Source organism: Nibribacter koreensis, from assembly GCF_039541795.1.
GTDB classification, from domain to species: Bacteria; Bacteroidota; Bacteroidia; order Cytophagales; family Hymenobacteraceae; genus Nibribacter; species Nibribacter koreensis.
The window spans coordinates 1,859,426-1,882,156 of the sequence record NZ_BAABGX010000002.1; the positions used below are offsets into that span (position 1 = coordinate 1,859,426).

The following is a 22,731-nucleotide window of genomic DNA, read 5'->3' on the forward strand; positions in this document are numbered from 1 at the left end:
AGGCCAATCGCCTTAAAAACCAGTAGCTTTGCTTTCTAATACTTTTGACTGTGTCTACACCTTCTTTTTCTCCCGGGCCTGAACGCCATGACCCCTACGCGGTGTTGCGCCTACCCGAGTTCAGGCTTTTTGTCTCTGCCCGTTTCTGCATCACGCTGGCCATGCAAATACAGGCTGTGGTGGTAGGCTGGCAGATCTATGACATCACCAAAGACCCTTTCTCCCTGGGCTTGATTGGCCTAGCCGAGGCCGTTCCTTCCATCACCGTGGCTTTGTATGCCGGGCACGTAGCCGATATTATGCCCCGCAAGCGCATCATCATTACCGTATTGAGCGTGTTGCTTTTCTGCTCGCTGGCCTTGCTAGTGTACACCATGGGCATCGGCGAATTTCTGCGGATATGGGGCACCATGCCCATTTACAGCATTATTTTCCTGAGTGGCATTGCCCGGGGTTTCATGGGGCCGGCGGTGTTCTCTTTTATGCCCCAGTTGGTCAAGGATAAGAATTTGTACTCTAATGCCATTTCCTGGAGTAGTACTACCTGGCAGGCGGCTTCAGTGGCGGGTCCGGCATTGGGCGGCTTGCTCTATGCGTTTGGCGGGGTGACCATGGCTTTTTCTGTAGACGCGGCGCTGGTACTATTGGCTCTGGTCTTTTATGGTCTCATTGCCGGCAGGCCTTTGCCTGAAAGCCAAGGCCCCAAGCTTAACATCAAGGAGAGTCTGCAGACGGGGCTCAAGTTCGTGTTTGGCAACCAGATCATTTTAAGTGCACTGGCGCTGGATATGTTTGCAGTGCTGTTTGGCGGAGCCGTGATTCTGTTGCCAGTGTTTGCCTCAGACATTCTGGAAATCGGGCCGCAGGGGTTGGGTGCCTTGCGCTCGGCGCCGGCCATTGGCTCGGTGGGGATGGCCTTGTATCTGGCCCATCATCCCATCACCAAAGGAGCGGGCAAGAAAATGCTTTGGTGTGTGGCTGGGTTTGGGGCATGCATCATTGGGTTTGGCTTGTCTAGCTGGTTCTGGCTGTCTTTTGTTCTCTTGCTATTAAGTGGTTTGTTAGACAGCGTCTCTATGATCATCCGGTCTACGCTTATTCATACGTTCACGCCTGAGTACATGAAAGGACGCGTCTCATCCGTGAACAACATCTTTGTGGGCTCAAGCAATGAGATTGGCTCTTTTGAATCTGGTCTGGCCGCTAAGCTGATGGGCGTGGTGCCGTCTGTAGTGTTCGGCGGGACCATGACTATTCTCATTGTAAGCTTCACCGCTTGGAAAGCGGATCAGTTGAGGAAGCTTAGTTTCTGATAGCAGTTATGGGGAGGTAAAGGTCTTTTATGACAGACCGTTTTTGGCTTATTTTCTGGGAATTAGGTGAAAATGGTTTTCTAATTGTTAATTGCTGGTTGTTATAACACCTTGACAATACAGCCCGCCGTTGTTGGTGTTATCACCAACGACCAATAATGCCGTCTGAGTCGTCTTTCCCTTTGCAATCTGGTGTAAGAACTATCCGCCTCTACCTCCCAAACTTGTCTTCCCATCTTCCTTCATTCTTACTTTCTGCCCGGGTTTGTCACTTTTCTCCTTGATGAGAAAAGTAACCAAAAGAATCAAGAAGAAAAGAAACTCGCTGAACGCTCGGACAGTCTTTTCTTCGGATTCTGCACCTGGCTGGCGAGATTTGTTTCATAGTGAGCTTACGCCGCTGCCACTTTAAGCGTCATTGATTTCTCCCTCGTGAAAAGAGACTTAAATTGACCAGTCTCTTTTCCCTCGGTCAAGGGCCGGCGGACTGCGGTTGGAGAAGTTGCAATGCCTTCATCGCCCTTTGGGCGGGATAAAAGATTGACTCGCTACTCAGGAATTTTCCAGACCTCGTAGTGTGTGGAGCTCCTACGAGTGCCTTCTGGCGTTTTAGCCTATTTTCCAGAAAACAGCCCGAAAACGAAAACAGCCGCTTCTCCAAAAGAAAAGCGGCTGTTTTATTACTAGTTGACTCGAGACTCAGAACTCGCGACTCATCTAGAAGGATTTGATGATGTCTGTGAAGTCTCTTGATTTCAAGGAAGCGCCGCCAATCAAGCCGCCGTCCACGTCTGGTTGCGCGAACAGTTCTTTGGCGTTCCCTGGGTTGGCACTGCCGCCGTACAAGATGGTTTTGTTGAAGGCAGCTTCAGAATCAAACAGTCTAGACAGTTCTTCTCTGATATAGGCGTGCATGTCCTGCGCTTGCTGGCTGCTAGCCGTGCGTCCAGTGCCAATCGCCCAGATAGGCTCATAGGCAACTACAATCTGATCAAACTCTTCGTTGCTCAAGTGCGCAACGGTGTCGCGTAATTGCTGGCCTACGTACTCAAAATGCTTTTCAGACTCGCGTACTTCTAATGGCTCGCCGCAGCAGAAAATAGGCTTGATGCCTTGGCCCAAGGCGGCTTTCATTTTCTTCAATAGCAAATCTGCATCTTCATGGTGGTACTGACGGCGCTCAGAGTGACCTACCAATACATATTCTACACCCACAGACTGGAGCATAGAAGCAGAAACTTCGCCGGTATAGGCACCGCTCTCATGCGCGCTCACATCCTGCGCGGCCAAATGAATGCGGTCGTTGCCTTGAATCAACTTGCCAATGGACTGTAAAAACGGGAACGGAGGCGTGATGATCACTTCTACGTTGTCTGCAGTGACTTCATCCTTTACCATGTTCTCAATCTCGCTTACCAGCGCCAAGGCGTCTTGGTAAGTCTTGTTCATCTTCCAGTTGCCGGCAACAATGTTCTTTCTCATAGTTTCTTATGTGTAAATGGAAACGCCCTTCTTGCACAAAGGCGTTTTTAGGTTCTTTTCTGGAAATCAGGCCAAAAACGGCCTGCTCTCTTCAAGTGCTAAGTTAGTGATTTGTATAAAACTGCTGGCCTTAATACAAATGAAAAGCCTCTTGCACGCTTATAGTACAAGAGGCTTTTGAATAATGTTGGTTTTATTTTTAGCCTACTTTCTGGAAAACAGCCCGAAAACGAATTAAGAAATCAACTTCGGCTTCAAATATTTGGCCGTGTGGTTTTCCTCAGACAGTTTGGCCAAATCCTCCGGCGTACCTTCAAAGAGCAAGTGACCGCCGTTGGTACCACCTTCGGGGCCCAGGTCAATAATCCAATCCGCGCATTTGATGATGTCCATGTTGTGCTCAATGATGAGGACGGTGTTGCCGTTTTCTACCAACGCGTTCAGGGCGGTTAAGAGCTTGCTGATGTCATGGAAGTGAAGACCGGTGCTGGGCTCATCAAAGATGAACAGGATGTTGCCGTTATGTGGCGTGGCGCCTTTGGTCAGGAAAGACGCCAGCTTCACGCGCTGGGCTTCACCTCCTGATAAAGTATTGCTGGACTGACCCAACCGGATATAGCCCAAGCCCACGTCTTGCAGGGGCTTCAGTTTCTCCAGAATCTTAGGCTGGTCTTCAAAGAAAATCAAGCTGTCATCAATGGTCATGTCCAGTACCTGCGAGATGTTACGCTCGCGGTAGGTGATGTCCAGAATGTCTTGCTTGAATTTCTGCCCTTCGCAGGCCTCACAGGTCAGGTAGATATCGGCCATGAACTGCATCTCAATCTTCACCTGGCCTTCGCCTTGGCAGACTTCGCACCGACCGCCCTCAATGTTAAAGGAGAAGTGCGAAGGCTTGAACCCGCGCGCTTTGGCCAAAGGCTGGTCAGCGTACATGGTCCTGATGGCATCATAGGCCTTCACGTAGGTCACCGGGTTGGAACGCGACGACTTCCCGATGGGGTTCTGGTCCACAAACTCTACGTGGGCTACGCGGTTCATATCACCGGAAAGCTTGTCAAACTTACCCGTGGCATCTGCGTGCCCGCCCAAAGATTTGATTAGCGCCGGCGCCAGAATCTTCTTTATTAAAGTAGACTTACCCGAGCCGCTCACGCCCGTCACTACTGTCATCACATTCAGCGGGAACTTCGCGCTCACGTTCTTGAGGTTGTTCTCCCGAGCACCGTGCACCTCCACGCTGTTGCGCCAAGGACGGCGTTGCGCCGGAACCGGCACTTCCATGCGGCCGCTCAGGTAACGACCGGTGTAGGTATCGCTCTTGAGCAGTTCCTGGAACGTACCCTGGAATATGAGATTTCCGCCGCCAGAACCGGCCTCCGGGCCAATGTCCAAAACCTGGTCGGCTACTTCCATCATGCCTTCTTCGTGCTCTACCACAATCACAGTGTTGCCCATTTCTTGCAGGGAGCGCAACACGCCAATGAGTTGGTCGGCGTCCTTGGGGTGCAGGCCAATGCTGGGCTCATCCAGAATGTACATGGAACCCACCAAGGCGCTTCCCAAAGAGGTAGCCAGGTTGATGCGCTGGCTCTCGCCACCAGATAAAGTATTAGATAGTCTATTCAAAGTCAGATAACCCAAACCTACGCGCGTCAAATAGCTTAAGCGGTTGGTTACTTCAGTGACCAGTCTATCGGCGATGGCTTGGTCGTGCTCGCTTAATTGTAAGCCTTCAAAGAACTCCAGCGTTTTGGTCACGGGCATCAACACCAAGTCTGTGATGCTTTTGCCGTCTACCTTCACATAACCGGCGTCTTTGCGCAGACGTGAGCCTTTGCAATCTGGGCACACGGTACGGCCGCGGTAACGGGACAACAGCACGCGGTATTGAATCTTATGCGTCTGCCCTGAAATGTGCTTGAAGAATTCTGTTAGGCCGCCAAAGTACTTGTTGCCTTTCCAGAGGAGTTCCTGTTGTTCCTCGGTGAGCTCGTTGTAAGGACGGTGGATAGGGAAATCAAACCGGATGCCGTTTTTGACTAAAGGCTGCAACCACTCGTTCTGCTTTTCGGTGCGCCAGGGCGCGATGGCTCCTTCAAAGACCGTGAGGCTTTTGTCTGGGATGACCAAGTCTGGGTCAATGCCGAGGACGCTTCCCCAGCCTTCGCAGGTCTGGCAGGCGCCGTAGGGGTTGTTGAAGGAGAAGAAGTTGACGTTGGGCTCTTCAAACACCATTCCGTCCAGCTCAAAGCGGTTGGAGAAGACGCGCGTCTCGTCGCCAATGCGGACGTGACATTCGTCGTGGCCTTCATAGAACGCGGTCTGCACCGAGTCCGCCAAACGCATCTGTAGGCTTTCGTCTTCCTCGTCCTGCTTGATGACGGTGCGGTCAATGAGCACAAATACATCACCCTTGGGCTCTGGCTTGTCATCCCCAATGAGTTCTTCAATAAAGAAGGCCTCGCCGTTCAGCAACACCCTAGAATAGCCTTTCTGCAGGAGCAGGTCCAGTTCTTTGCTGAGCTTCCGGTCTTTAGTCTGCTGAAGAGGCGCCAGAATCATGATGCGCGTATCATTGGGCAGAGTCATAAGATTGTCCACCACGCTAGACACGGTATCTTTCTTCACTTCATTGCCAGATACCGGCGAAATGGTCTTGCCAATGCGGGCGTACAGGAGCTTGAGGTAATCGTAAATCTCGGTGCTGGTGCCCACGGTGGAACGGTTGTTCCTGATACTCACCTTCTGTTCAATGGCAATGGCCGGACTGATGCCCCGGATGTAATCCACGTCAGGCTTGTCCATGCGGCCCAGGAACTGGCGGGCATAGGAGCTAAGGCTCTCCACGTACATGCGCTGGCCTTCGGCGTAGAGGGTGTCAAACGCCAGGGAGGATTTACCGGAGCCCGAAAGGCCGGTCACCACAATGAACTGGTTGCGCGGCAGGGCCACGCTCAGGTTCTTTAAATTATGAACGCGGGCCCGCTTGATGATGATGTTCTCGCGGGCATCTAATGCGTCTATTTCTGAGTCTTGGATGAGATCTTCTGTCATAAGAATTTATAGCCTCTCTAGAACATGAACCGCGGCAGAATAATTCTGTTTACCGGCAATTAAACAGCCTGAGACTAAACCGCAAAGGTAGACATACGCATTGGCATTTAGAAGAGTCGCGCTAGCCTGCGTTTTTGGTCTGTTTTCTAGAAACCAAGCCAAAAACGAAATCAGAAACTTGCGCTAATTCTGTGTACTTTGTAACTTTCTAGACCAGTTTCTCATAAGAGAGTACTTGTCACATCATGTTTCACTTATAAATAAACACTACCATCATGGGAAGAGGAGATATCAAAAGCAAAAAAGGAAAGATCAGCAATGGCTCATTTGGCAACAGCCGTCCTAAGAAAGCGAAGAACGAATTGACCAAAGAAGCCAAGCTAGGCGGCAAGAAAGAGCCTAAAGCCCCAGTTGCCGCCGCTGAGTAAGCACCTGTTTTAAGCAAGAAAGAGCCCGCCCCCTGCAAAAGGGGCGGGCTCTTTCTTTTAGGAGCAGAATGAATGGGATTGGATTTGATTTTTCAGGATTGGGGAAGATGGTTGTTGAAGTTGCTGAAGAAGGAAATGCGTGGGAGACAAGGCAATGCCCTTGTCTCTACATCTACAATGCCACCCCCCTCATCCTAACCTTCTCCCTAAGGGAGAAGGAACTGCGGTACATCGTTTTTGGGCTATTTTCTGGGAAATAGGCTAAAAACGCTTCTATTGTTGGTTGTTAATTGTCAATTGCTGGTTGATACATCTACTAATGTAAACACCCCCATCCGCCCCCCTCAAGGGGAGAATCTACCACTTGGGACGGCATTGGTGTAGAACCTCGCTAGTGCAACACTCAAAAGGGAAATCTGCTTTTGGCAAAGGCCTTTGCTACTGGCACCTGATCCAGTCTTTCCGTCGAGTCGCCTAAGCAGGTTGCCTCCTCTGAACCAGACAGCGGTCACGACAAAGCAGAAACCATCCGCCAACTATCAAAGGTGCCACGCAGAGGAGGCAAGTTGGTACAGCGCGAGGCGGGAAGACGGGGCCCCGCGGCCGCGAGCGCTTAGCGGTGAGGATGAAACAAGGCGGCATAAGGGCACCGGAAGAAGCAGTCTTTCTCAGGGGTAGCCAAATGCGTGCACAAAAGCTCTTGCAGGAGGTAAACAGCGGCTGGGAAGGCTGTTGCAGTCGTTGGTGATAACACCAACAACGGCGAAATTACACAATCTTATGGGCGGAGACGCAGTTGTGGTCATTGGGAATATCACCAATGACGGCGGGCGGAGCTGGGTACGATACCATTCAAGAAAGTCAATCAACAATCATCAATCTACAAATCTCAAAACCCGGTTTTACCCTATTTTCCAGAAAATAAGCCAAAAACAGACGAGGATAAGCCGTATCTTCGTTTATTCTAATAATCTGGCCCTTACAGGTCAATTTTCACAGCACAATTCATGGATTATATTGAAGTAACGTTTACCAGCTCCCCAGACTACACAGACATCCTCATCGCAGAACTAGGCGAGCTGGGATATGACACCTTTCAGGAAACAGAGACCGGTTTTCAGGCCTACGCCCCAGAGGACCAATTCTCTGAAGAAGCCCTGCAGGAAGTGGTGGAGCGCTACAGCTTTGCCGGCAGCTTTCCTTATGAGGTAAAGCGCATTGCCAAGCAGAACTGGAACGAGGAGTGGGAAAAGAACTTTGAAGCCTTGCTCATCAGCAACCAAGTATCTGTTCGGGCAGATTTTCATCCCAAGCCAGAAGGCGTAAAGTATGACATTGTGATCACGCCTAAGATGTCTTTCGGGACGGGCCACCATGAAACTACCACGCTCATGATTGAGAACCAATTGACCATCAATCACGTAGGAACGCGCGTATTGGACATGGGTTGCGGCACCGGCATCCTGGCCATCATGGCCGAGCAGCTAGGCGCCCGCGAAGTGCTGGCTGTGGACATTGAGGACTGGACCGTAGAAAATGCCAAAGAGAACGCCGAGCGCAATGCCTGTAAAACCCTGGACGTGCGCCTAGGAGATGCCTCTGTTCTGGCAGGTGAGGCTCCCTTTGACATCATCCTGGCCAACATCAACCGCAACGTCTTGCTGGAGGACATGCCTGTCTACAGTGAACTATTAAAAGCGCAAGGACCGTTGGTGTTAAGTGGCTTCTACACAGAGGATTTGCCTATGTTGCAAGAAAAGGCACATGAGTGCAACCTCACGTTTGAGACCTCGCGCACTAAGAACAATTGGGTTTCCGCCATTTTCCGGAAGAACAATTAATATTTGAATATTTTCCCCTCTTCTTATGAAGCACTTTATTCTCTTTTTATTTCTGTTTCTGGTTGGGTTTGTGGGATATGGGCAGAGTTATAAGCTGTCTGTAGAAGACCCGCAACAGTTTTTGATAGACGCGCGCGCCGTGATGGCTGGTACCAAGAACGCTGCCGCCCTGGAGGTGGCCACGGGTTTGGAGACTGCCTGGAACAGCGGTAAGCTGAGCGCCGGCCAGAAAACCAAGGTCATGGAGCTGTCTCAGCAGATGCTCAAGAAGAAGATGAAGTCGCGCCCGCACTTTGAAAGTTTCTGGGGGGCGGTGGGCAGTGCCGTGAACGTGCACCAGTACAGCGGTGCCAACATGGACCAGTTCCTGACCGTGACCGAGCAGACCCTGCAAAAGCAAGACTTTAAAGTGTATGAGAAATACCTGAACACTGCGTACGCCTTCTTAGGTACCAAAACGCTGTACAAAGGCCCTACCAACGGTCTAAGAGTATTAAACGGGAGCTTCAGTTTTGAGTACCGCGAAGGTACCGCAGACGCAGGGTCAGATGCCGGTTGGGGAGAAGAACCTGTAGCAGAGAAACCTGTGGCCAAGCCAGCCACGCCAGCACCCGTGGCGGCGGCCAAACCTAAAACCCCCACCCCCGCAGCCAAGAAGCCAGCACCGGTTAAGAAAGTAGAAGATGACCCTTGGGCCAGTTGGGATCCGCCTAAAGCGGCCAAACCCGCCGAGGATGACCCTTGGGCCAGCTGGGACAAGCCTAAGAAAAAGGCTCCGGCCAAGAAGACAGCCAGCAAGCCTAAGACTACTACCACCACCAAGAAAGAAGAGCCTGAGCCCCTTAAGGAGGTGACGCAGCCAGAGCCTATGCGTTTTGCCTACACTGCTGCACCGCTACCAGAAATCAAAGGGCCGGTGGTGGTTTTAAAAGACGTGGATCTTTTACTGACGGCGCCGTTTGACTCTGTGACTATCAAGAAAACCTCAGGCGCGGTGTCTTTGGGCGGCGGCATGTTTGTGGGCAACGGCGGTACGTTCACGTGGAACAGTCTGGGCGGTGACGCTACGGCCACGTTCAAAGGAATAGCCATTGAGGTAGCCAAAGCCGGCTTTAAGGCAGAGGATGTGACCTTGAACTTCCCGGCGGTATTGGACAACAACATCCAGGGTAACTTAGAATACAAACTGGTGCGCACGCCGGCCAACGGACAGAAAGCCTATCCAAGGTTTATCTCGCATACCAATGACGCCAAGATCAAGCGGTTTGGCGCAGATGTGCAATACGTGGGTGGTATGTCCCTGCTGGGCAATAAACTCATGAGTGCCTCTCTAGATGAAAGTCCTTCTACCATCTGGGTGTCTCAGGGCCGCGAGAAGAAATTCAGGTCCTGGGCCCGCAACTATACCATCACAGACAGTTTAATCTCTGCGCCTGAGGCGGGCATTGCCATGTACCAGGGCAAAGACTCTATTGCTCACCCGGGGGTTCAGTTCAAGTACAACAAGAACTCTAAGCGCCTGTTGCTCATGAACCCAGACGGTCTGTACAAAACCACGCCGTATTCTAACTCTTACCACCAGATAGAGCTTACCTCTGAGATGGCGGTCTGGGATTTGCAGAAGCCGCAGATAGACTTCGGGATTGTGACGGCCAAAAACCAGGTGCCAGCCCAAATAGCGTCTAAAGAATACTTTACAGAAACCGTTTTTCAGCAGATCCAGAACATCTCTAACTTTCATCCGCTGTATTTGGTGGCGGGTTTTGCTCAAAAGAAGGGAGCCAAGGGGTTCCATATCTCTGAGATGATTGAGGAGTTTAAGATGAAGCCGGCCACCGCCCATGCCACGCTTAATACCTTGATGCAGGGCAATTTTGTGGACTATGACGTGGCCTCTGGTAACGTGCAGGTGCTGGACAAGGCGTTCCACTACGTAGAAGCCTCCCGCAACAAGAAGGACTTTGACTATTTGCAATTACAAGCTTTGTCTCCGGCGGGCAAAAATGCCTCTCTAGATTTAACCACCGGTGATTTGATCTTGCGCGGCGTTAAGAAGTTTCCGTTCAACGGCGACTCTACGGTCTATGCCATTCCAGACAGCCAGATAGTGCGCATCCAGAAGAACCGCAACATTGCGTTCAATGGCAAGGTAGTGTCTCCCAACTTCAGCTTTAAGGGCAAGGAGTTCTTTTTTGACTATGATGGCTTCTTTATCAACATGGCCAAGATTGACTCTACCATTGTCACTACCAAAGCCACCGACAAAGACGGCAAGCCCAAGCAGTCTAACTTTGCCATGGTTAGCCGTGGTGACAAAGGAACGGCCAAGTTGTACTTGAACCGTCCAGACAATAAATCTGGGAGAAAAAAGGTGCCTGGGTACCCGTCACTGGATGCCGTTTCTGGGGCTACGGTATACTTTAACAAGCCTGAGATTTTGGGTGGCGTGTATGACACCACCGTGTACTTTACGGTGCCTCCGTTCAAGATTGACAGCATGACCAGTTCCAAGGCCAGCGCCATCAGTTTTAACGGTACGTTCACCTCGGGCGGGATTTTCCCAGATTTTCCTACCAAACTGAGTGTGCAGCCAGATGGTACCTTGGGCTTTAGGTACATCATCCCGAAGGGTGGTTTTAACGCCTACGGCAACAAAGGCAAGTTCACAGACACCTTGACCATGGATGGCAAAGGCCTGCGCGGACGCGGTACCTTGTCTTACCAGACGGCTACCATGTACTCGACTAACTTTACCTTCTTTGTAGATTCTGCCCATACAGACAAAGGCGTAAAAGGAAGCTTTGTGGCCGGGTCTGTGGCCCAGGGATCTTACCCAAGTGGCAGCTTTAATGCGTTTACCATGCAATGGTGGCCTTACAAAGACACCTTAGAGGTAAGAACCAAGGGCAAGGACGTCATGAAGTTGTTTAATGACCGCTTCACTTACAAAGGCATGCTGGGCTTTACGCCGTCTGCCTTGTTTGGCGATGGCGTAGCAGAAAGCAAGGACGTGGCCATCAAGTCGCCGTTGTTTGTGTTCAAGAAAGGCTTGATTCATGGTAATAGAGCGTCCATGGAAATCAGCTCGGCAGATGCCAAACGCCCGGCCCTTTCTACCTATGACATCTTCCTGGACTTTTATTTAGACGAAGGCTACGCCAAATACGCGCCAGAACGCAAAGGCTTTGCCAGTACCGTGTTCCCGTTTGCGCAGTACAAGTCCTCACTGGGTGGCGGACGTTGGGATTTCAAAGAAAAGAAACTGACGCTGACCTCAGGGCAGGATGACAACACCTCTTACTTCTATTCCATGAAGCCGGGTGTAGACTCGCTAAGATTTAAGGCCACCGGCGCCGTATATGATCTAAGCAAATCTACCTTGTTGGCTACGGGCGTGCCGTACATTCCGGTAGGTGACAGCTACGTGATTCCGGACAGTAACCGGGTGAACATCCTGGAAAACGCCAAGCTCAAAACCTTTAAGAACGCAGGCTTGGCCATGGACTCCTTGCAGAAACACCACCAACTGGTGCGTGGCGAAATCCATATTGACAACAACCAAGCCTTGACGGGTAATGCCATCTATCAGTTCGCTAACGCCGCCACAGACAAGTACAACATCAAGTTCAACAACTTTGCCTGGAACGAGACCAGTGGTGACAAGAAGGACCGCAAGAAAGAAGAGGGCGCCAAACCATTCTTCCTGGCATCTGCCACGGTGAATGAGAAGGACACCTTGTACATTCTACCTAAAGTGCGGTACTATGGAGACGTCAAGCTCCATTCCAATAAGAAGCACATGGACTTTGACGGCCACGCTAAGCTCAGCTTTACCGGCATGGAGAAATCTGACTGGTTTCCCTACAAGCGTGAAGGCCTGAACCCAGAAGACGTGCGCCTGGAGATTTCCAAGCCAGCCTTGGCAGACGGTACTCCGCTTAAAACGGGTTTCCACATCAACAACGGTACGGGTAAAATCTACAACACCTTTGTGTCTCAGAAACAGGATCAAACCGATTTGGACGTGTTTGAAGTAGAAGGCTTCCTGTCCTTTGACAAAGAGACCAAGAGCTTTAAACTAGGCGATGAAGGTAGAGCCTACGGCAAGTCGTATACCGGTAACATGCTGCAATACAATGACGCTACCAAAAAGCTAACCTATGACGGTACCTTCAAGTTGATTGAGCCCACCAAAGGGTTTGCGTTGAAGGCCGCAGGAACAGGAAATGCCCGCACGGATAGTAGCTCTTATAACTTAAACACCTTCCTGGCCTTTGACTATGACATTCCGGCGCAGGCCCTTGAGAGCATGGGCAATACCTTGGCTAAGAATGTAGACGGTGCACCAGAAGCCATTGACCTCAATGATGCCACGCTGCCTTATAAGTTAGCTGCATTCTTAGGAGACAAGGGCGTAGAGGAGTTTAAGAAGCAGACCGCTGCTGGATACGTACCTTTCTCAAAGATTTCGCCTAAGTTGTTGCATAGCCTGGTCTTGAACCAAGTGCAGTTTAAATGGTCGCCTAAGACCAATGCCTGGTATAGCGTGGGTCCGTTGAGTTTGGCGGGCGTGGGCAAGAAAGACATCAACGCTAAGATTAATGGCTACATAGAAATTAAGCGCGGAGCCTCTGGTGACGCGGTGGCCATCTTCCTGGAGCCTACGCCATATGCGTGGTACTTCCTGAACTTCTATGAAGGCGCATTGGGATTGGCCTCCTCAGATGAAGGCTTTAATGGCATCATCTCAGACAAAGCCAAGGGCGGCGGGCCAGGCGCTGGGTCTTACAACTTTTATCCGGTAGAGCAGATTGAGAAGATGGAGTTTGTGAACTACTTCAGAAAGAACTACCTGGGCAAAGAGCCATTAAAGGCCGCGCCAGCGCAGCCGGTGTACAATACCTTTGACACCGCGCCAGAAGAAGAGACTAAAAAGTCTAAGAAGAAGAAAGGCAAGTCTGATGAGACCACAGATGCGGTTCCCTCAGGATTTGAGCCTGCTAAAACCCAGGAAGAAACTCCAGCTAAATCTAAGAAGGAGAAAAAGAAGAAGGACGCTGAGGCAGAACCTGCTCCAGACATTCCGTTGGCAGACCCTGTAACTGAGGATACTAAGAAAGACAAGAAGAAAAAGAAGAAGGACGAAGGCACTCCGCCACCAGACATCAACTAGGCGGGAAACTGAGTCCCCGTTTTTACCTTGTACAACTTTCTGCCGCTCAGGTAGTACTATACAGCATCCCGTTTTTGGCCTGATTTCTCAGAAATAGCCTAAAAACGGGATGCTGTATTTCGGGTCTAAGCCATGCAAGGGCTTGGGTAGTACAATGTGCTTTCTCTATATTTGGAGAATTATAGAACCACACACGTAGAAGATAGAGACCGTTGGGTCTGTGTTGACAAGAAGAAGCATGGAAGGACTGATTATAGGAGGGATGTTTTTGGCCGCGTATCTCATTGGGGCTTTGCCTACCGCCGTTTGGGTAGGGCAGGCGTACTATGGCATAGACGTGCGCGAACATGGCAGCGGCAACGCAGGCGCTACCAACACCTTTAGGGTACTGGGCAAAAAGCCGGGCGCGGTGGTGATGCTGGTAGATATTTTCAAAGGCTGGACGGCCACCTCGCTGGCGGGTTTCCTGCTTATTTTTGGGGCCATATCACCAGAACAAGTGGTGCTCTATAAAATACTCTTAGGCACGCTGGCCGTGATTGGGCACGTGTTTCCGGTATATGTGGGCTTTAAGGGCGGCAAAGGCGTAGCCACGCTTATGGGCATGGTGCTGGCTGTGCAGACAGACGTGGCGCTCATCTGCCTGGGTATTTTCATCATCGTGCTCATTGCCTTTAAATATGTGTCTTTGGGTTCTATGCTGGCGGCCATCGCGTTCCCCTTGCTGTTACTGTTACCCCAGTTTAAACCAGAAGAGCCGCTGTTAATGATCTTTGGCGTGTTGATTGCCCTTTTGGTCATCTTTACCCACCGCAAGAACATTACCCGACTGCTACAAGGGGTAGAGAGTAAGATTAGTTTTAGCGGGAAGAAATCCTGATGCATGTCCATATATAGATAAGACCAAAAGCCATTCTTTAGGAGAGAATGGCTTTTCTTTTTAATTTAAACCTTTGTTAACTACCTACTATGAAAGACTATATCCAGGAGAATAAAGACCGGTTCATTAATGAGTTGCTTGACTTGTTGCGCATTCCGTCTGTGAGCGCAGACCCGGCCTTTAAAGGCGATGTGCTCAAAGCCGCTGAGTTTTTAAAGCAGAAACTGCAGGAAGCCGGCGCCGACAACGCCCAATTGTTTGAGACCGCAGGCAACCCCATTGTCTACGCTGAGAAAATCATTGATCCCAGCCTGCCCACGGTGCTGGTGTATGGCCACTATGACGTGCAGCCCGCCGACCCGTATGAGCTTTGGGACTCGCCACCGTTTGAGCCGGTCATCAAAGACGAGAAGATTTACGCCCGCGGCGCCTGTGATGACAAAGGCCAGACCTACATGCACGTGAAGGCCTTTGAGACCATGATGCACCACAACCAGATGCCGTGCAACGTCAAGTTCATGATTGAAGGCGAAGAAGAAGTAGGCTCAGTGAACCTGGCCACCTTCGTGAAAGCCAACACTGAATTGCTCAAGTCTGATGTGATTGTGATTTCTGATACCGGTATGCTGGCCAATGACGTGCCTTCTGTAACCACCGGCTTACGCGGCTTGAGCTATCATGAGGTAGAGGTGACCGGCCCTAACCGCGACCTGCATTCAGGTCTGTATGGCGGTGCCGTGGCCAATCCCATCAACGTGCTGTGCAAGATGATTGCGTCTCTGCATGATGAGAACAACCACATTACCATTCCAGGCTTCTATGACAACGTAGAAGAGTTGAGCCAAGAAGAACGCGCCGAAATGGCCCGAGCACCCTTCAGCTTAGACAACTACAAAAAAGCACTAGATCTTTCTGACGTGCACGGCGAAGCCGGTTACAGCACTATGGAACGCAACTCTATTAGACCTACGCTAGACGTGAACGGCATCTGGGGCGGCTACACCGGCGAAGGCGCTAAAACCGTGATTCCTTCCAAGGCCTATGCCAAAATCTCTATGCGCTTGGTGCCGCACCAAACCGCAGATGAAATCACTGAACTGTTCCAGAAACATTTTGAGTCCATTGCACCGCCTAGCGTGAAAGTGGTGGTAAAACCTCACCACGGCGGTGAGCCAGTAGTGACGCCTACTACCAGTGCCGGCTACCAAGCGGCCGCAAAGGCCATGGAAGAAACCTTCGGGAAGAAACCGGTGCCTGTACGCAGCGGCGGAAGCATTCCTATTGTGGCTATGTTCAAGTCTGTGCTGGGCGTGGATACTGTATTGATGGGCTTCGGGTTGGACTCAGATGCTATTCACTCCCCTAATGAACACTACGGTATTTTCAATTTCATGAAAGGTATTGAGACCATTCCCGTGTTTTACAAGCACTTTGCGGAACTACAAAAATAGACGCAAGACATAAGACGCAAGATTAAAGACTTTTCTTGAAGGCTGCTTTAGCCTTGCATCTAGATGAATACCATTTTTAGCCTGTTTTGACCAAAACGGGCCAAAAACAAAAATCCCCGCCCTCCAGAAGAAGGCGGGGATTTTTTATACATGCACAAGTCCTGTGTCTTGCGTCTTATATCTTGTGTCTGCTAAAAGCTTATTTGCTCAGCGGAAAACCTACAGACAATTGGAAGACAGAATGGCGAGCATCTTTGAAATCGCCGCGGGCGGGAGAATCATCAGATAAGTCTGTGAAGGCGCCATTGTAGCGTAAGCCTAGGCTCACCCCACCCGAAGTGGCAAAACCTAAACCAGCCGCGTAACCTACCTCAAAGTCTGAGTAGCCTTCTTTGCTTTTCTCGCTGGTAGACCGCTCTTCTAGCTGGCCGTTTACATAGGTTTTAGTCTTGTCATTCACGTTGATGAGGTAAGACAACTGCGGACCCGCCTCAAAGAAAAATCCTCCGGCTTTTACTCTGGCCATCACTGGCACGTCTAGGTAATTGAAGTTAGCAGAACCCTCTTGGCGCGTTTCTGTGCCAAACAGAGATGTGGTTACCTGGTCATCATACTTAAAGCCTTTGTTAGAGTACAGGAACTCCGGCTGAATGGAAAACAATTCACTGATTACCGGAATGTTGGCATATAAACCGCCATGGAAGCCCAGCTTGTTGTTGAAACGGCTTTCGTCTTTTAGGTCGCCAGACAGGTTAGAATAGTTGGCGCCTGCTTTAATGCCAATGGTGGTCTGGGCTTGAGCTGCAAAAGATCCTACTACTGCAACTATAAGAATAAGTGCTTTTTTCATGGGTTTTACGTTGGGGTTGTTTAGTTGTAATTCTGACAAAGCCTTTTCCAAATCTTATGCCAGTTTTAGAGAATATGCAGGATTGGCAGGGGTATGACACACAGAAAGCCCTGCATAGCAAGGCTTTCTGTGTGAAAATAAACTTTTAGGGCTTCTTATTTGCGTGGAAAGGTAAAGCCAATAGTTGCCATAACTACAGAGTGACGTGCATTGGTCAACTCGTCTTCGTCTTCTTTGGCCAATGAGCTTATACCACCGTTGTACCGTACACCTAGGCTAAGACCATTGTTTAACTGGTAGCCAACGCCTGCGGCATAGCCAATCTCTAACTCAGAGAAGTCATCTTTGTTATAACGCTCAGTTGACTCATAGCTCTCATCGTTTACTTTAAACTCGCTGTTGTCTTTTACAGAAAGCAAGTAAGACAATTGAGGACCGGCTTCAAAGAACAAGCCACCAGCGTTCACTCTTAACAGCACTGGCAGATCCAGATAGCTGTAGTTCACGTCGCCTTTGATTTTGTAATCTGTACCGCCTACCGTGAATTTCTCATCACTATACTGGTAGCCTTTTTGTGAATACAATAATTCTGGTTGCAAGGACAGGAAACCGTCGCCAGAAAGGTCAAAGTTGGCGGTTAAGCCCCCTACAAAGCCAAATTTGTTTTTATACAGGTCTTCGTTCTCTAAATCTCCTGAAAGGTTGGAGTAGGTTACCCCGGCTTTTAAGCCAATACGTGGTCCAGACTGTGCGTTCGCGAAAGAAAAGGAAAGTGCGGCGGCTACAAATAATACAATCTTTTTCATAATCATGTTTGGTTTGTAAAAGTGAATAGACATGTCTGCCTACCCGTAATTGTGGGTGTTATACGACTACAACGTAAAAGGTTGTGCAAATTGTCTAAATAAGCGGTGTGCTTTTAAATTTAGCCCTCTGGAAAAAATCTAATACTTAACATAATCTGAGTAGCCTAAAAGTTGTCTGGATGTATGGTTGCGGTAAGTGATTGAGCCTCAGAATCCCTTAAGGTGCCTCTGGGGGAGGGCATAAAAAAAGGCCTGTCTAAGACAGGCCTTTTGGTGTATTATAGTAAGCAGATATTATCTGGTACCTAAGGTATAGCTCAAACCCAATTGGAAAACTGAGTTAGTGATCTTGTCAGCGTCATCATTGTCAATGATGCTGGTCAAGCCACCTTGGTAGCGTAGGCCAATGCCCAAGCCGCTTGCCAATTGGTAACCCAAGCCAGCCGCGTAGCCAAACTCAAATTTCTTGTAGTCGTCTGTTTCGCCTTCGCTTACAGATACCAGGTAACCCAAAGTAGGACCACCTTCAAAATACAAGCCACCAGCGTTTACTCTTACCATGATAGGTAAGTCAATGTAGCGCAGGCTTTGGTTGAAGTCATCATCACCCGCACCGCTCACGGCAAAGCCTTTGGTAGAGAACAAAAGCTCTGGACGGATAGACACCATCTCTGAAATGCCATAGTCCAGGAAGCCGCCCACGTGGAAACCAAACTGAGAGTCTAGCTCATCTGTTCCATCACCGCTAAGGGAGCTGTAGTTAACGCCGGCCTTCAAGCCCAATTTGATGCCTTCCTGCGCCTGAGCGGCAAATGAGAAAGACAGCATTGCTGCGAAAATGAATACTAATTTTTTCATAGTAGAAATTTTTAAAGTGTGAGACTCTTGTAAAGCTTTCGCTAAAGGTATTAAAATAATATAGATAATTAGCAGAAAGTGAATATAATTTAAGCAAATGGAGGTGGTATAACTTGTTGATAGCTAGTCATATCACCTCTATTTGCTTACTTAGAAAAGCGGTAGCTTACAGAAAACTGAACAACAGAGTTTTTAACCTTGCCATCATCATCATCTTCTGCAATGCTCGTGAAATCACCGTTGTAACGCAGGCCTAAGGCCAAGCCGTTAGACAACTCATAGCCAGCGCCTAATGCATATCCAAAGCCAACAGATCTTAATCCGTCAGTAGAAGAATCGCTTTCCTCTTCGCTTTCAGAAGTGCCATCTGCTGCTTTGTACGTTACTTTGGCAGTGCCTTTAGAGCTTAACAAGAAGGAGATTTGAGGACCAGCCTGGAAAAAGAAGTTACCTTGCTTGATGTGAGCCAATACCGGAACATCAATGTAGTTTAACTGTTGCGTCATTTCTATGGTGTATTTGTCTCCAGACTCAAACACGTTAGACTCAGACTCTTCCATCTTAAAGCCTTTGCCAGAGAAAAGAACCTCAGGACGGATGGAGAACATATCATTGACGCCGTAATCTGCATAACCGCCAATGTGGAAACCAAACTTTGGATCAATACCAGAAACATCATCTCCGGTGAGGGTGGCATAGTTCACACCAGCTTTCAATCCTAATTGAAGGCCACCAGTTTGAGCCTGAGCCATGGATACTGTGCACACAGCAACAACTAAAAGCAATAATTTTTTCATAATAATTGGGTAAGCTTAATTGTTAAAAGGGTTTAAGATGGAATTTAGAATGCTTTTTAAGCAATGATAAAAAGGTAAAAGCTTAGACAGGTATGTTACTGCTCAAGCGACTACTTTCTAAAAGACAAAGAAACATAGGTTTACCCCTATATACAAATCCTATATTTTTAAGCGGACAAAAAAACGGCTGGCGCCTTCTGCAATAGAAGGAACCAGCCGTTTTTGGCTTGTTTTCTTGAAAGTAGCTTAAAAACAGAAGTTTATCCTGCCCAGCCTTCGCGGTCCAGGCTGCGGTATTGAATGGCTTCTGCCAAATGCTCAATCTTGATGTTCTCTGACCCAGAAAGGTCGGCAATGGTGCGGCTCACTTTCAGGATGCGGTCATAAGCCCGGGCAGATAGTCCTAGTTTCTCCATGGCCGCTTTCAGGAGCAGACGGCCGGCCTCATTAATGGGGCAGAGGTCTTTCACCATCTGGGGCGGCATCATGGAGTTGGAATGGATCTCAGGAAAATCAGCGAAGCGCACGGCTTGCCATTGTCTGGCCCTCTCTACGCGCTCTCTAATGTCGCCACTGCTTTCGGTTTTGCGTACCTCGGTCATCTGGTCAAAAGAGACGGGTGTCACTTCTACGTGCAGGTCAATGCGGTCTAGCAAAGGCCCACTCACTTTGTTTAAATACCGCTGCACAATACCCGGCCCGCAGACGCATTCTTTCTCGGGGTGATTGTAGTATCCGCAAGGGCATGGGTTCATGCTGGCCACCAACATGAAGTTCGCCGGGAAATCAATGCTCACCTTGGCGCGGGAGATGGTAACCCTGCGTTCCTCTAAAGGTTGGCGCATCACCTCCAACACAGTGCGTTTGAACTCAGGCAACTCATCCAGAAACAAGACGCCGTTGTGGGCCAAAGAAATTTCGCCGGGCTGGGGATTGCCGCCACCACCCACTAGGGCCACATCTGAGATGGTATGGTGCGGCGCTCTGAACGGACGTTGCGCCAATAGTGACGCTTGTTTGCCCAATTTGCCTACTACCGAATGTATCTTAGTCGTCTCTAAGGCTTCATGCAAGGTGAGCGGTGGTAAGATAGAGGGCAAGCGTTTGGCCAACATGGTCTTACCAGCACCCGGCGGGCCGATCATAATCACGTTATGGCCACCAGCGGCGGCAATCTCCAAGGCGCGTTTGATGTTTTCCTGGCCCTGCACATCGGCAAAGTCTGCCGTGTATTGATGGACGGTGGCTTGGAAGATGTCTCTAGTGTCAATCTTTACTGGTTTAATCTCCAGATTATCATTCAAGAAATCAATGGCTTCTTTGAGCGTAGAGACGCCAATGACGTCTAAATTATTGACAATGGCGGCTTCTTGTGCATTTTGGATGGGAAGAATGATACCCTTAAACCCTTCCTTTCTAGCTTGGATGGCAATAGGCAAGACGCCTTTGATAGGGCGCAACTCACCACCCAAAGCCAGCTCGCCCATAATGACATACTCACTCAGGCGTTCAATGGCTAACTGGTCAGAGGCCGCTAAGATGCCCAAGGCAATGGGAAGGTCATACGCAGATCCTTCTTTGCGCACGTCTGCCGGGGCCATGTTGATGACCACTTTCTGGCGCGGCATGCGATACCCGTGGTGCTTGAGGGCCGATTCTATGCGTTGCTCACTTTCTTTGATGGCATTGTCTGGCAGGCCTACCAGAAAGTACTTGGTGCCGGGCGTTACGTTTACTTCAATGGTAATGGTGAAGGCATGGACGCCCTGCACCGCACTGCCAAAGGTTTTGACTAGCATAAGAGCAACAGATGATTTTTCAGTGATTTTATATTGAGAGGCCCAACATACGGAAAGCTCAATAAATTCCGAAGCTACCCAGGCAATTCTGTTTTTGGCGTATTTTCTGGAAAAGAAGCCAAAAATGGATAGTGCCTTGCCCGTGAAGATAGGTTTTTAACCCGGTTAGTAGAAAGCTCTCCCATTAGAATTAGCTCTATGCCTAAAACTCTTGGTTGAGAAAAAGTCTGGATACGGCTAAAGTCCTAGCGCAGACGCTCACAGGTCCTGCCGGATGCTACGAAGTCTTTTAAGCAGAGGCAGTTGCTGATGGCTGATCGTCAATTGATTTATCCGTTGGTGTAAACTCCCCCCTTCGCCCCCCCTCAAGGGGGGAGTCTGCGTTAAGCAAAAGCTTCTACTACCCACACCCAAATCCAGTCTTTCCGACGAGTCGCCTAAGCAGGTTGCCATATCTTAACCGGTCAGCGGTCATGCCACAGCATGAACCATCATTTACCCAAGGAAGCTTCTATGCAAAGAAGGCAAGCTGGTACAGCGCGAGGCGGGAAGACGGGGCCCCGCGGCCGCGAGCGCTTGGCGGAGAATATGAAACAAGGCAGCATAAGGGCACCGGATCAAGCAGTCTTTCTCAGGGTCAGCCAACGGAAGTGCACGAAACGAGGCGCCGAGGCAGTCTGGGCCGTTGGTGATAACACTAACAACGGTGAGGAGGGAAAGGCCAACGGAAGCGCACGGCGCAGAGAATTCACTTCCGCGCCATAGAAGGGGCACAAATCTAGTCAGAAAGGCAGACGACGGTCATTGGTGAGAATACCGACAACGAGGGAATATGGCCCGCAATCAAAACTTCGTTTTCCATCTACTTCCCAGAAAACAAACCAAAAACGACTTTACTCCATCTCCTTCTCCAAGAGCAGAATCAAAATATGAATCACCTTGATGTGGATTTCCTGAATTCTATCGGCGTAGCCGAAGTGGGGGACTCTTATCTCAACATCACTTACCGCCGCCAATTGCCCGCCGTCCTTGCCGGTAAGACTCACCACTTTGGCGCCTTTCTGCTTAGCGGCCTGAGCGGCTTTAAGGGCGTTGCCCGAGTTACCGCTGGTGCTAATGGCCAAGACCACGTCATTAGAATTTGCCAGGGCCTCTACGTAGCGGGAGAAGACGTACTCATAGCCGTAGTCATTGGACACGCAGCTCAAATGGCTGGGGTCTGAGATGGAAATGGCGGCCATGGGCGGCCGGTTCTCGCGGTAGCGTCCGGTCAGCTCCTCGGCGAAGTGCATGGCATCACACATGGAACCACCGTTGCCGCAGGACAGGATTTTGCCGCCACTCTTCAGACTTTGGGCCATTACTTGCGCTGCTGCCTCAATAGACGTGATGGTTTCTGGCTGGGCCAGAAAATTGGTTAAGACCTGTTGGGCTTCCTGAAGTTCAGCTATGATGGTTGATGCGTGTGTACTCATTTAGGGTAAGGGTCTCTCATGGTCAGGCAACGGACGCCACGTGTCATCTGCCGGATCATTCGGGTGAATGGTTGGCTGATGGGGCTGGCTGCTACCGGAGCGCATGTTCTGTTCTATCTCTATTTCTCTGCCCGAAGCGGTGGTCGTGCCAGTCTCGGTTCTTGGGTTTCTGGGCGTGATGGGCTCAGAAGAGGCCGCTTTTAGCCGTTGGTCAAACAACTGGGCCTTGGCTTCTGTCAATTGCCGGCGCTCCCGCTCCAAGCCTTTTTTTAAGGTGGCAATATACGCGTTTTCTACCAAGAGTAGGGTAAAGAGCAACAGCGCACCCACCCACAGCAAACTGTAATAGAAGGAGGCGTTGTCTGCCATGTCAAAGAGCATCACAAACTTAGACACGCTTAAAATGCGCAATAGAAACAGGAATGTGATGAGCAGATACACCATCACCAACACGTTGAGGACTTTTTTAACAGGTTCCATACTATATAGTCTTTACAAACATTAGAATCATTGAATATTCT

15 protein-coding genes are annotated in these 22,731 nt (G+C 49.8%); 6 read left to right on the forward strand and 9 right to left on the reverse strand.

The genetic code is table 11. The features are described 5' to 3' along the window. The first annotated feature begins 50 nt into the window (after window positions 1–50). Window positions 51–1,313 carry an MFS transporter gene (locus ABD880_RS15335; protein ID WP_345167952.1) on the forward strand — a complete coding sequence of 421 codons (1,263 nt, stop codon included), beginning with the start codon at window positions 51–53 and terminating at the stop codon, window positions 1,311–1,313. 717 nt (window positions 1,314–2,030) lie between these two features. On the opposite strand, the gene tpiA is transcribed toward ABD880_RS15335, so the two are convergent. After that, complete coding sequence (tpiA, locus tag ABD880_RS15340; RefSeq protein WP_345167955.1) at window positions 2,031–2,795, reverse strand: triose-phosphate isomerase; 765 nt, start codon at window positions 2,793–2,795, stop codon at window positions 2,031–2,033. Between the two features lie 234 nt (window positions 2,796–3,029). Beyond that, the gene (gene uvrA / locus ABD880_RS15345) at window positions 3,030–5,852 is read right to left on the reverse strand and encodes an excinuclease ABC subunit UvrA (protein ID WP_345167957.1); all 2,823 of its coding nucleotides are present in this window, start codon (window positions 5,850–5,852) and stop codon (window positions 3,030–3,032) included. A gap of 275 nt (window positions 5,853–6,127) precedes the next feature. On the opposite strand from uvrA, the gene ABD880_RS15350 reads away from it, so the two are divergent. The 5 genes from ABD880_RS15350 to ABD880_RS15370 all read left to right on the forward strand — a co-directional run bounded on the left by ABD880_RS15350 (window position 6,128) and on the right by ABD880_RS15370 (window position 15,625). Continuing rightward, window positions 6,128–6,280 carry a 30S ribosomal protein THX gene (locus ABD880_RS15350; RefSeq protein WP_345167960.1) on the forward strand — a complete coding sequence of 51 codons (153 nt, stop codon included), beginning with the start codon at window positions 6,128–6,130 and terminating at the stop codon, window positions 6,278–6,280. 1,007 nt (window positions 6,281–7,287) lie between these two features. Then, window positions 7,288–8,121 (forward strand): 50S ribosomal protein L11 methyltransferase, encoded by an 834-nt coding sequence (gene prmA / locus ABD880_RS15355; protein ID WP_345167963.1) that lies wholly within the window; start codon window positions 7,288–7,290, stop codon window positions 8,119–8,121. Between the two features lie 25 nt (window positions 8,122–8,146). Beyond that, a complete protein-coding gene (locus tag ABD880_RS15360; protein ID WP_345167965.1) occupies window positions 8,147–13,294 on the forward strand; it encodes a hypothetical protein in 5,148 nt (1,715 codons plus the stop codon). Window positions 13,295–13,532: 238 nt separating this feature from the next. Further along, on the forward strand, window positions 13,533–14,174 hold the full coding sequence (gene plsY / locus ABD880_RS15365; protein ID WP_345167968.1) for a glycerol-3-phosphate 1-O-acyltransferase PlsY: 642 nt from the start codon (window positions 13,533–13,535) through the stop codon (window positions 14,172–14,174). A gap of 89 nt (window positions 14,175–14,263) precedes the next feature. Then, window positions 14,264–15,625 carry a dipeptidase gene (locus ABD880_RS15370; protein ID WP_345167971.1) on the forward strand — a complete coding sequence of 454 codons (1,362 nt, stop codon included), beginning with the start codon at window positions 14,264–14,266 and terminating at the stop codon, window positions 15,623–15,625. Between the two features lie 199 nt (window positions 15,626–15,824). Here the strand turns inward: ABD880_RS15370 and ABD880_RS15375 are convergent, their stop codons facing one another. From ABD880_RS15375 to ABD880_RS15405, 7 genes are all read right to left on the reverse strand, one after another. Beyond that, window positions 15,825–16,475 (reverse strand): porin family protein, encoded by a 651-nt coding sequence (locus ABD880_RS15375; protein WP_345167973.1) that lies wholly within the window; start codon window positions 16,473–16,475, stop codon window positions 15,825–15,827. 155 nt (window positions 16,476–16,630) lie between these two features. Continuing rightward, window positions 16,631–17,281: a porin family protein gene (locus ABD880_RS15380; RefSeq protein WP_345167976.1), complete on the reverse strand. Its 651-nt coding sequence runs from the start codon at window positions 17,279–17,281 to the stop codon at window positions 16,631–16,633. A 294-nt stretch (window positions 17,282–17,575) separates the two neighbouring features. Beyond that, entirely contained in the window at window positions 17,576–18,139 is a 564-nt protein-coding gene (locus ABD880_RS15385; protein ID WP_345167978.1) for a porin family protein, read from the reverse strand. A 146-nt stretch (window positions 18,140–18,285) separates the two neighbouring features. Then, on the reverse strand, window positions 18,286–18,936 hold the full coding sequence (locus ABD880_RS15390; protein WP_345167980.1) for a porin family protein: 651 nt from the start codon (window positions 18,934–18,936) through the stop codon (window positions 18,286–18,288). A 260-nt stretch (window positions 18,937–19,196) separates the two neighbouring features. Further along, complete coding sequence (locus ABD880_RS15395; RefSeq protein WP_345167982.1) at window positions 19,197–20,735, reverse strand: YifB family Mg chelatase-like AAA ATPase; 1,539 nt, start codon at window positions 20,733–20,735, stop codon at window positions 19,197–19,199. An 893-nt stretch (window positions 20,736–21,628) separates the two neighbouring features. Next, complete coding sequence (gene lpcA / locus ABD880_RS15400; RefSeq protein WP_345167984.1) at window positions 21,629–22,210, reverse strand: D-sedoheptulose 7-phosphate isomerase; 582 nt, start codon at window positions 22,208–22,210, stop codon at window positions 21,629–21,631. Then, the gene (locus ABD880_RS15405) at window positions 22,211–22,690 is read right to left on the reverse strand and encodes a hypothetical protein (protein ID WP_345167986.1); all 480 of its coding nucleotides are present in this window, start codon (window positions 22,688–22,690) and stop codon (window positions 22,211–22,213) included. Window positions 22,691–22,731 lie beyond the last annotated feature (41 nt).

What these genes read in the sequence shown, in the direction of transcription:
- tpiA (WP_345167955.1), bottom strand. Translation starts at nt 2,795, where the DNA reads ATGAGAAAGAACATTGTTGCCGGCAACTGGAAGATGAACAAGACTTAC.
- uvrA (WP_345167957.1), bottom strand. Translation starts at nt 5,852, where the DNA reads ATGACAGAAGATCTCATCCAAGACTCAGAAATAGACGCATTAGATGCC.
- ABD880_RS15350 (WP_345167960.1), top strand. Translation starts at nt 6,128, where the DNA reads ATGGGAAGAGGAGATATCAAAAGCAAAAAAGGAAAGATCAGCAATGGC.
- prmA (WP_345167963.1), top strand. Translation starts at nt 7,288, where the DNA reads ATGGATTATATTGAAGTAACGTTTACCAGCTCCCCAGACTACACAGAC.
- ABD880_RS15360 (WP_345167965.1), top strand. Translation starts at nt 8,147, where the DNA reads ATGAAGCACTTTATTCTCTTTTTATTTCTGTTTCTGGTTGGGTTTGTG.
- plsY (WP_345167968.1), top strand. Translation starts at nt 13,533, where the DNA reads ATGGAAGGACTGATTATAGGAGGGATGTTTTTGGCCGCGTATCTCATT.
- ABD880_RS15370 (WP_345167971.1), top strand. Translation starts at nt 14,264, where the DNA reads ATGAAAGACTATATCCAGGAGAATAAAGACCGGTTCATTAATGAGTTG.
- ABD880_RS15375 (WP_345167973.1), bottom strand. Translation starts at nt 16,475, where the DNA reads ATGAAAAAAGCACTTATTCTTATAGTTGCAGTAGTAGGATCTTTTGCA.
- ABD880_RS15380 (WP_345167976.1), bottom strand. Translation starts at nt 17,281, where the DNA reads ATGAAAAAGATTGTATTATTTGTAGCCGCCGCACTTTCCTTTTCTTTC.
- ABD880_RS15385 (WP_345167978.1), bottom strand. Translation starts at nt 18,139, where the DNA reads ATGAAAAAATTAGTATTCATTTTCGCAGCAATGCTGTCTTTCTCATTT.
- ABD880_RS15390 (WP_345167980.1), bottom strand. Translation starts at nt 18,936, where the DNA reads ATGAAAAAATTATTGCTTTTAGTTGTTGCTGTGTGCACAGTATCCATG.
- ABD880_RS15395 (WP_345167982.1), bottom strand. Translation starts at nt 20,735, where the DNA reads ATGCTAGTCAAAACCTTTGGCAGTGCGGTGCAGGGCGTCCATGCCTTC.
- lpcA (WP_345167984.1), bottom strand. Translation starts at nt 22,210, where the DNA reads ATGAGTACACACGCATCAACCATCATAGCTGAACTTCAGGAAGCCCAA.
- ABD880_RS15405 (WP_345167986.1), bottom strand. Translation starts at nt 22,690, where the DNA reads ATGGAACCTGTTAAAAAAGTCCTCAACGTGTTGGTGATGGTGTATCTG.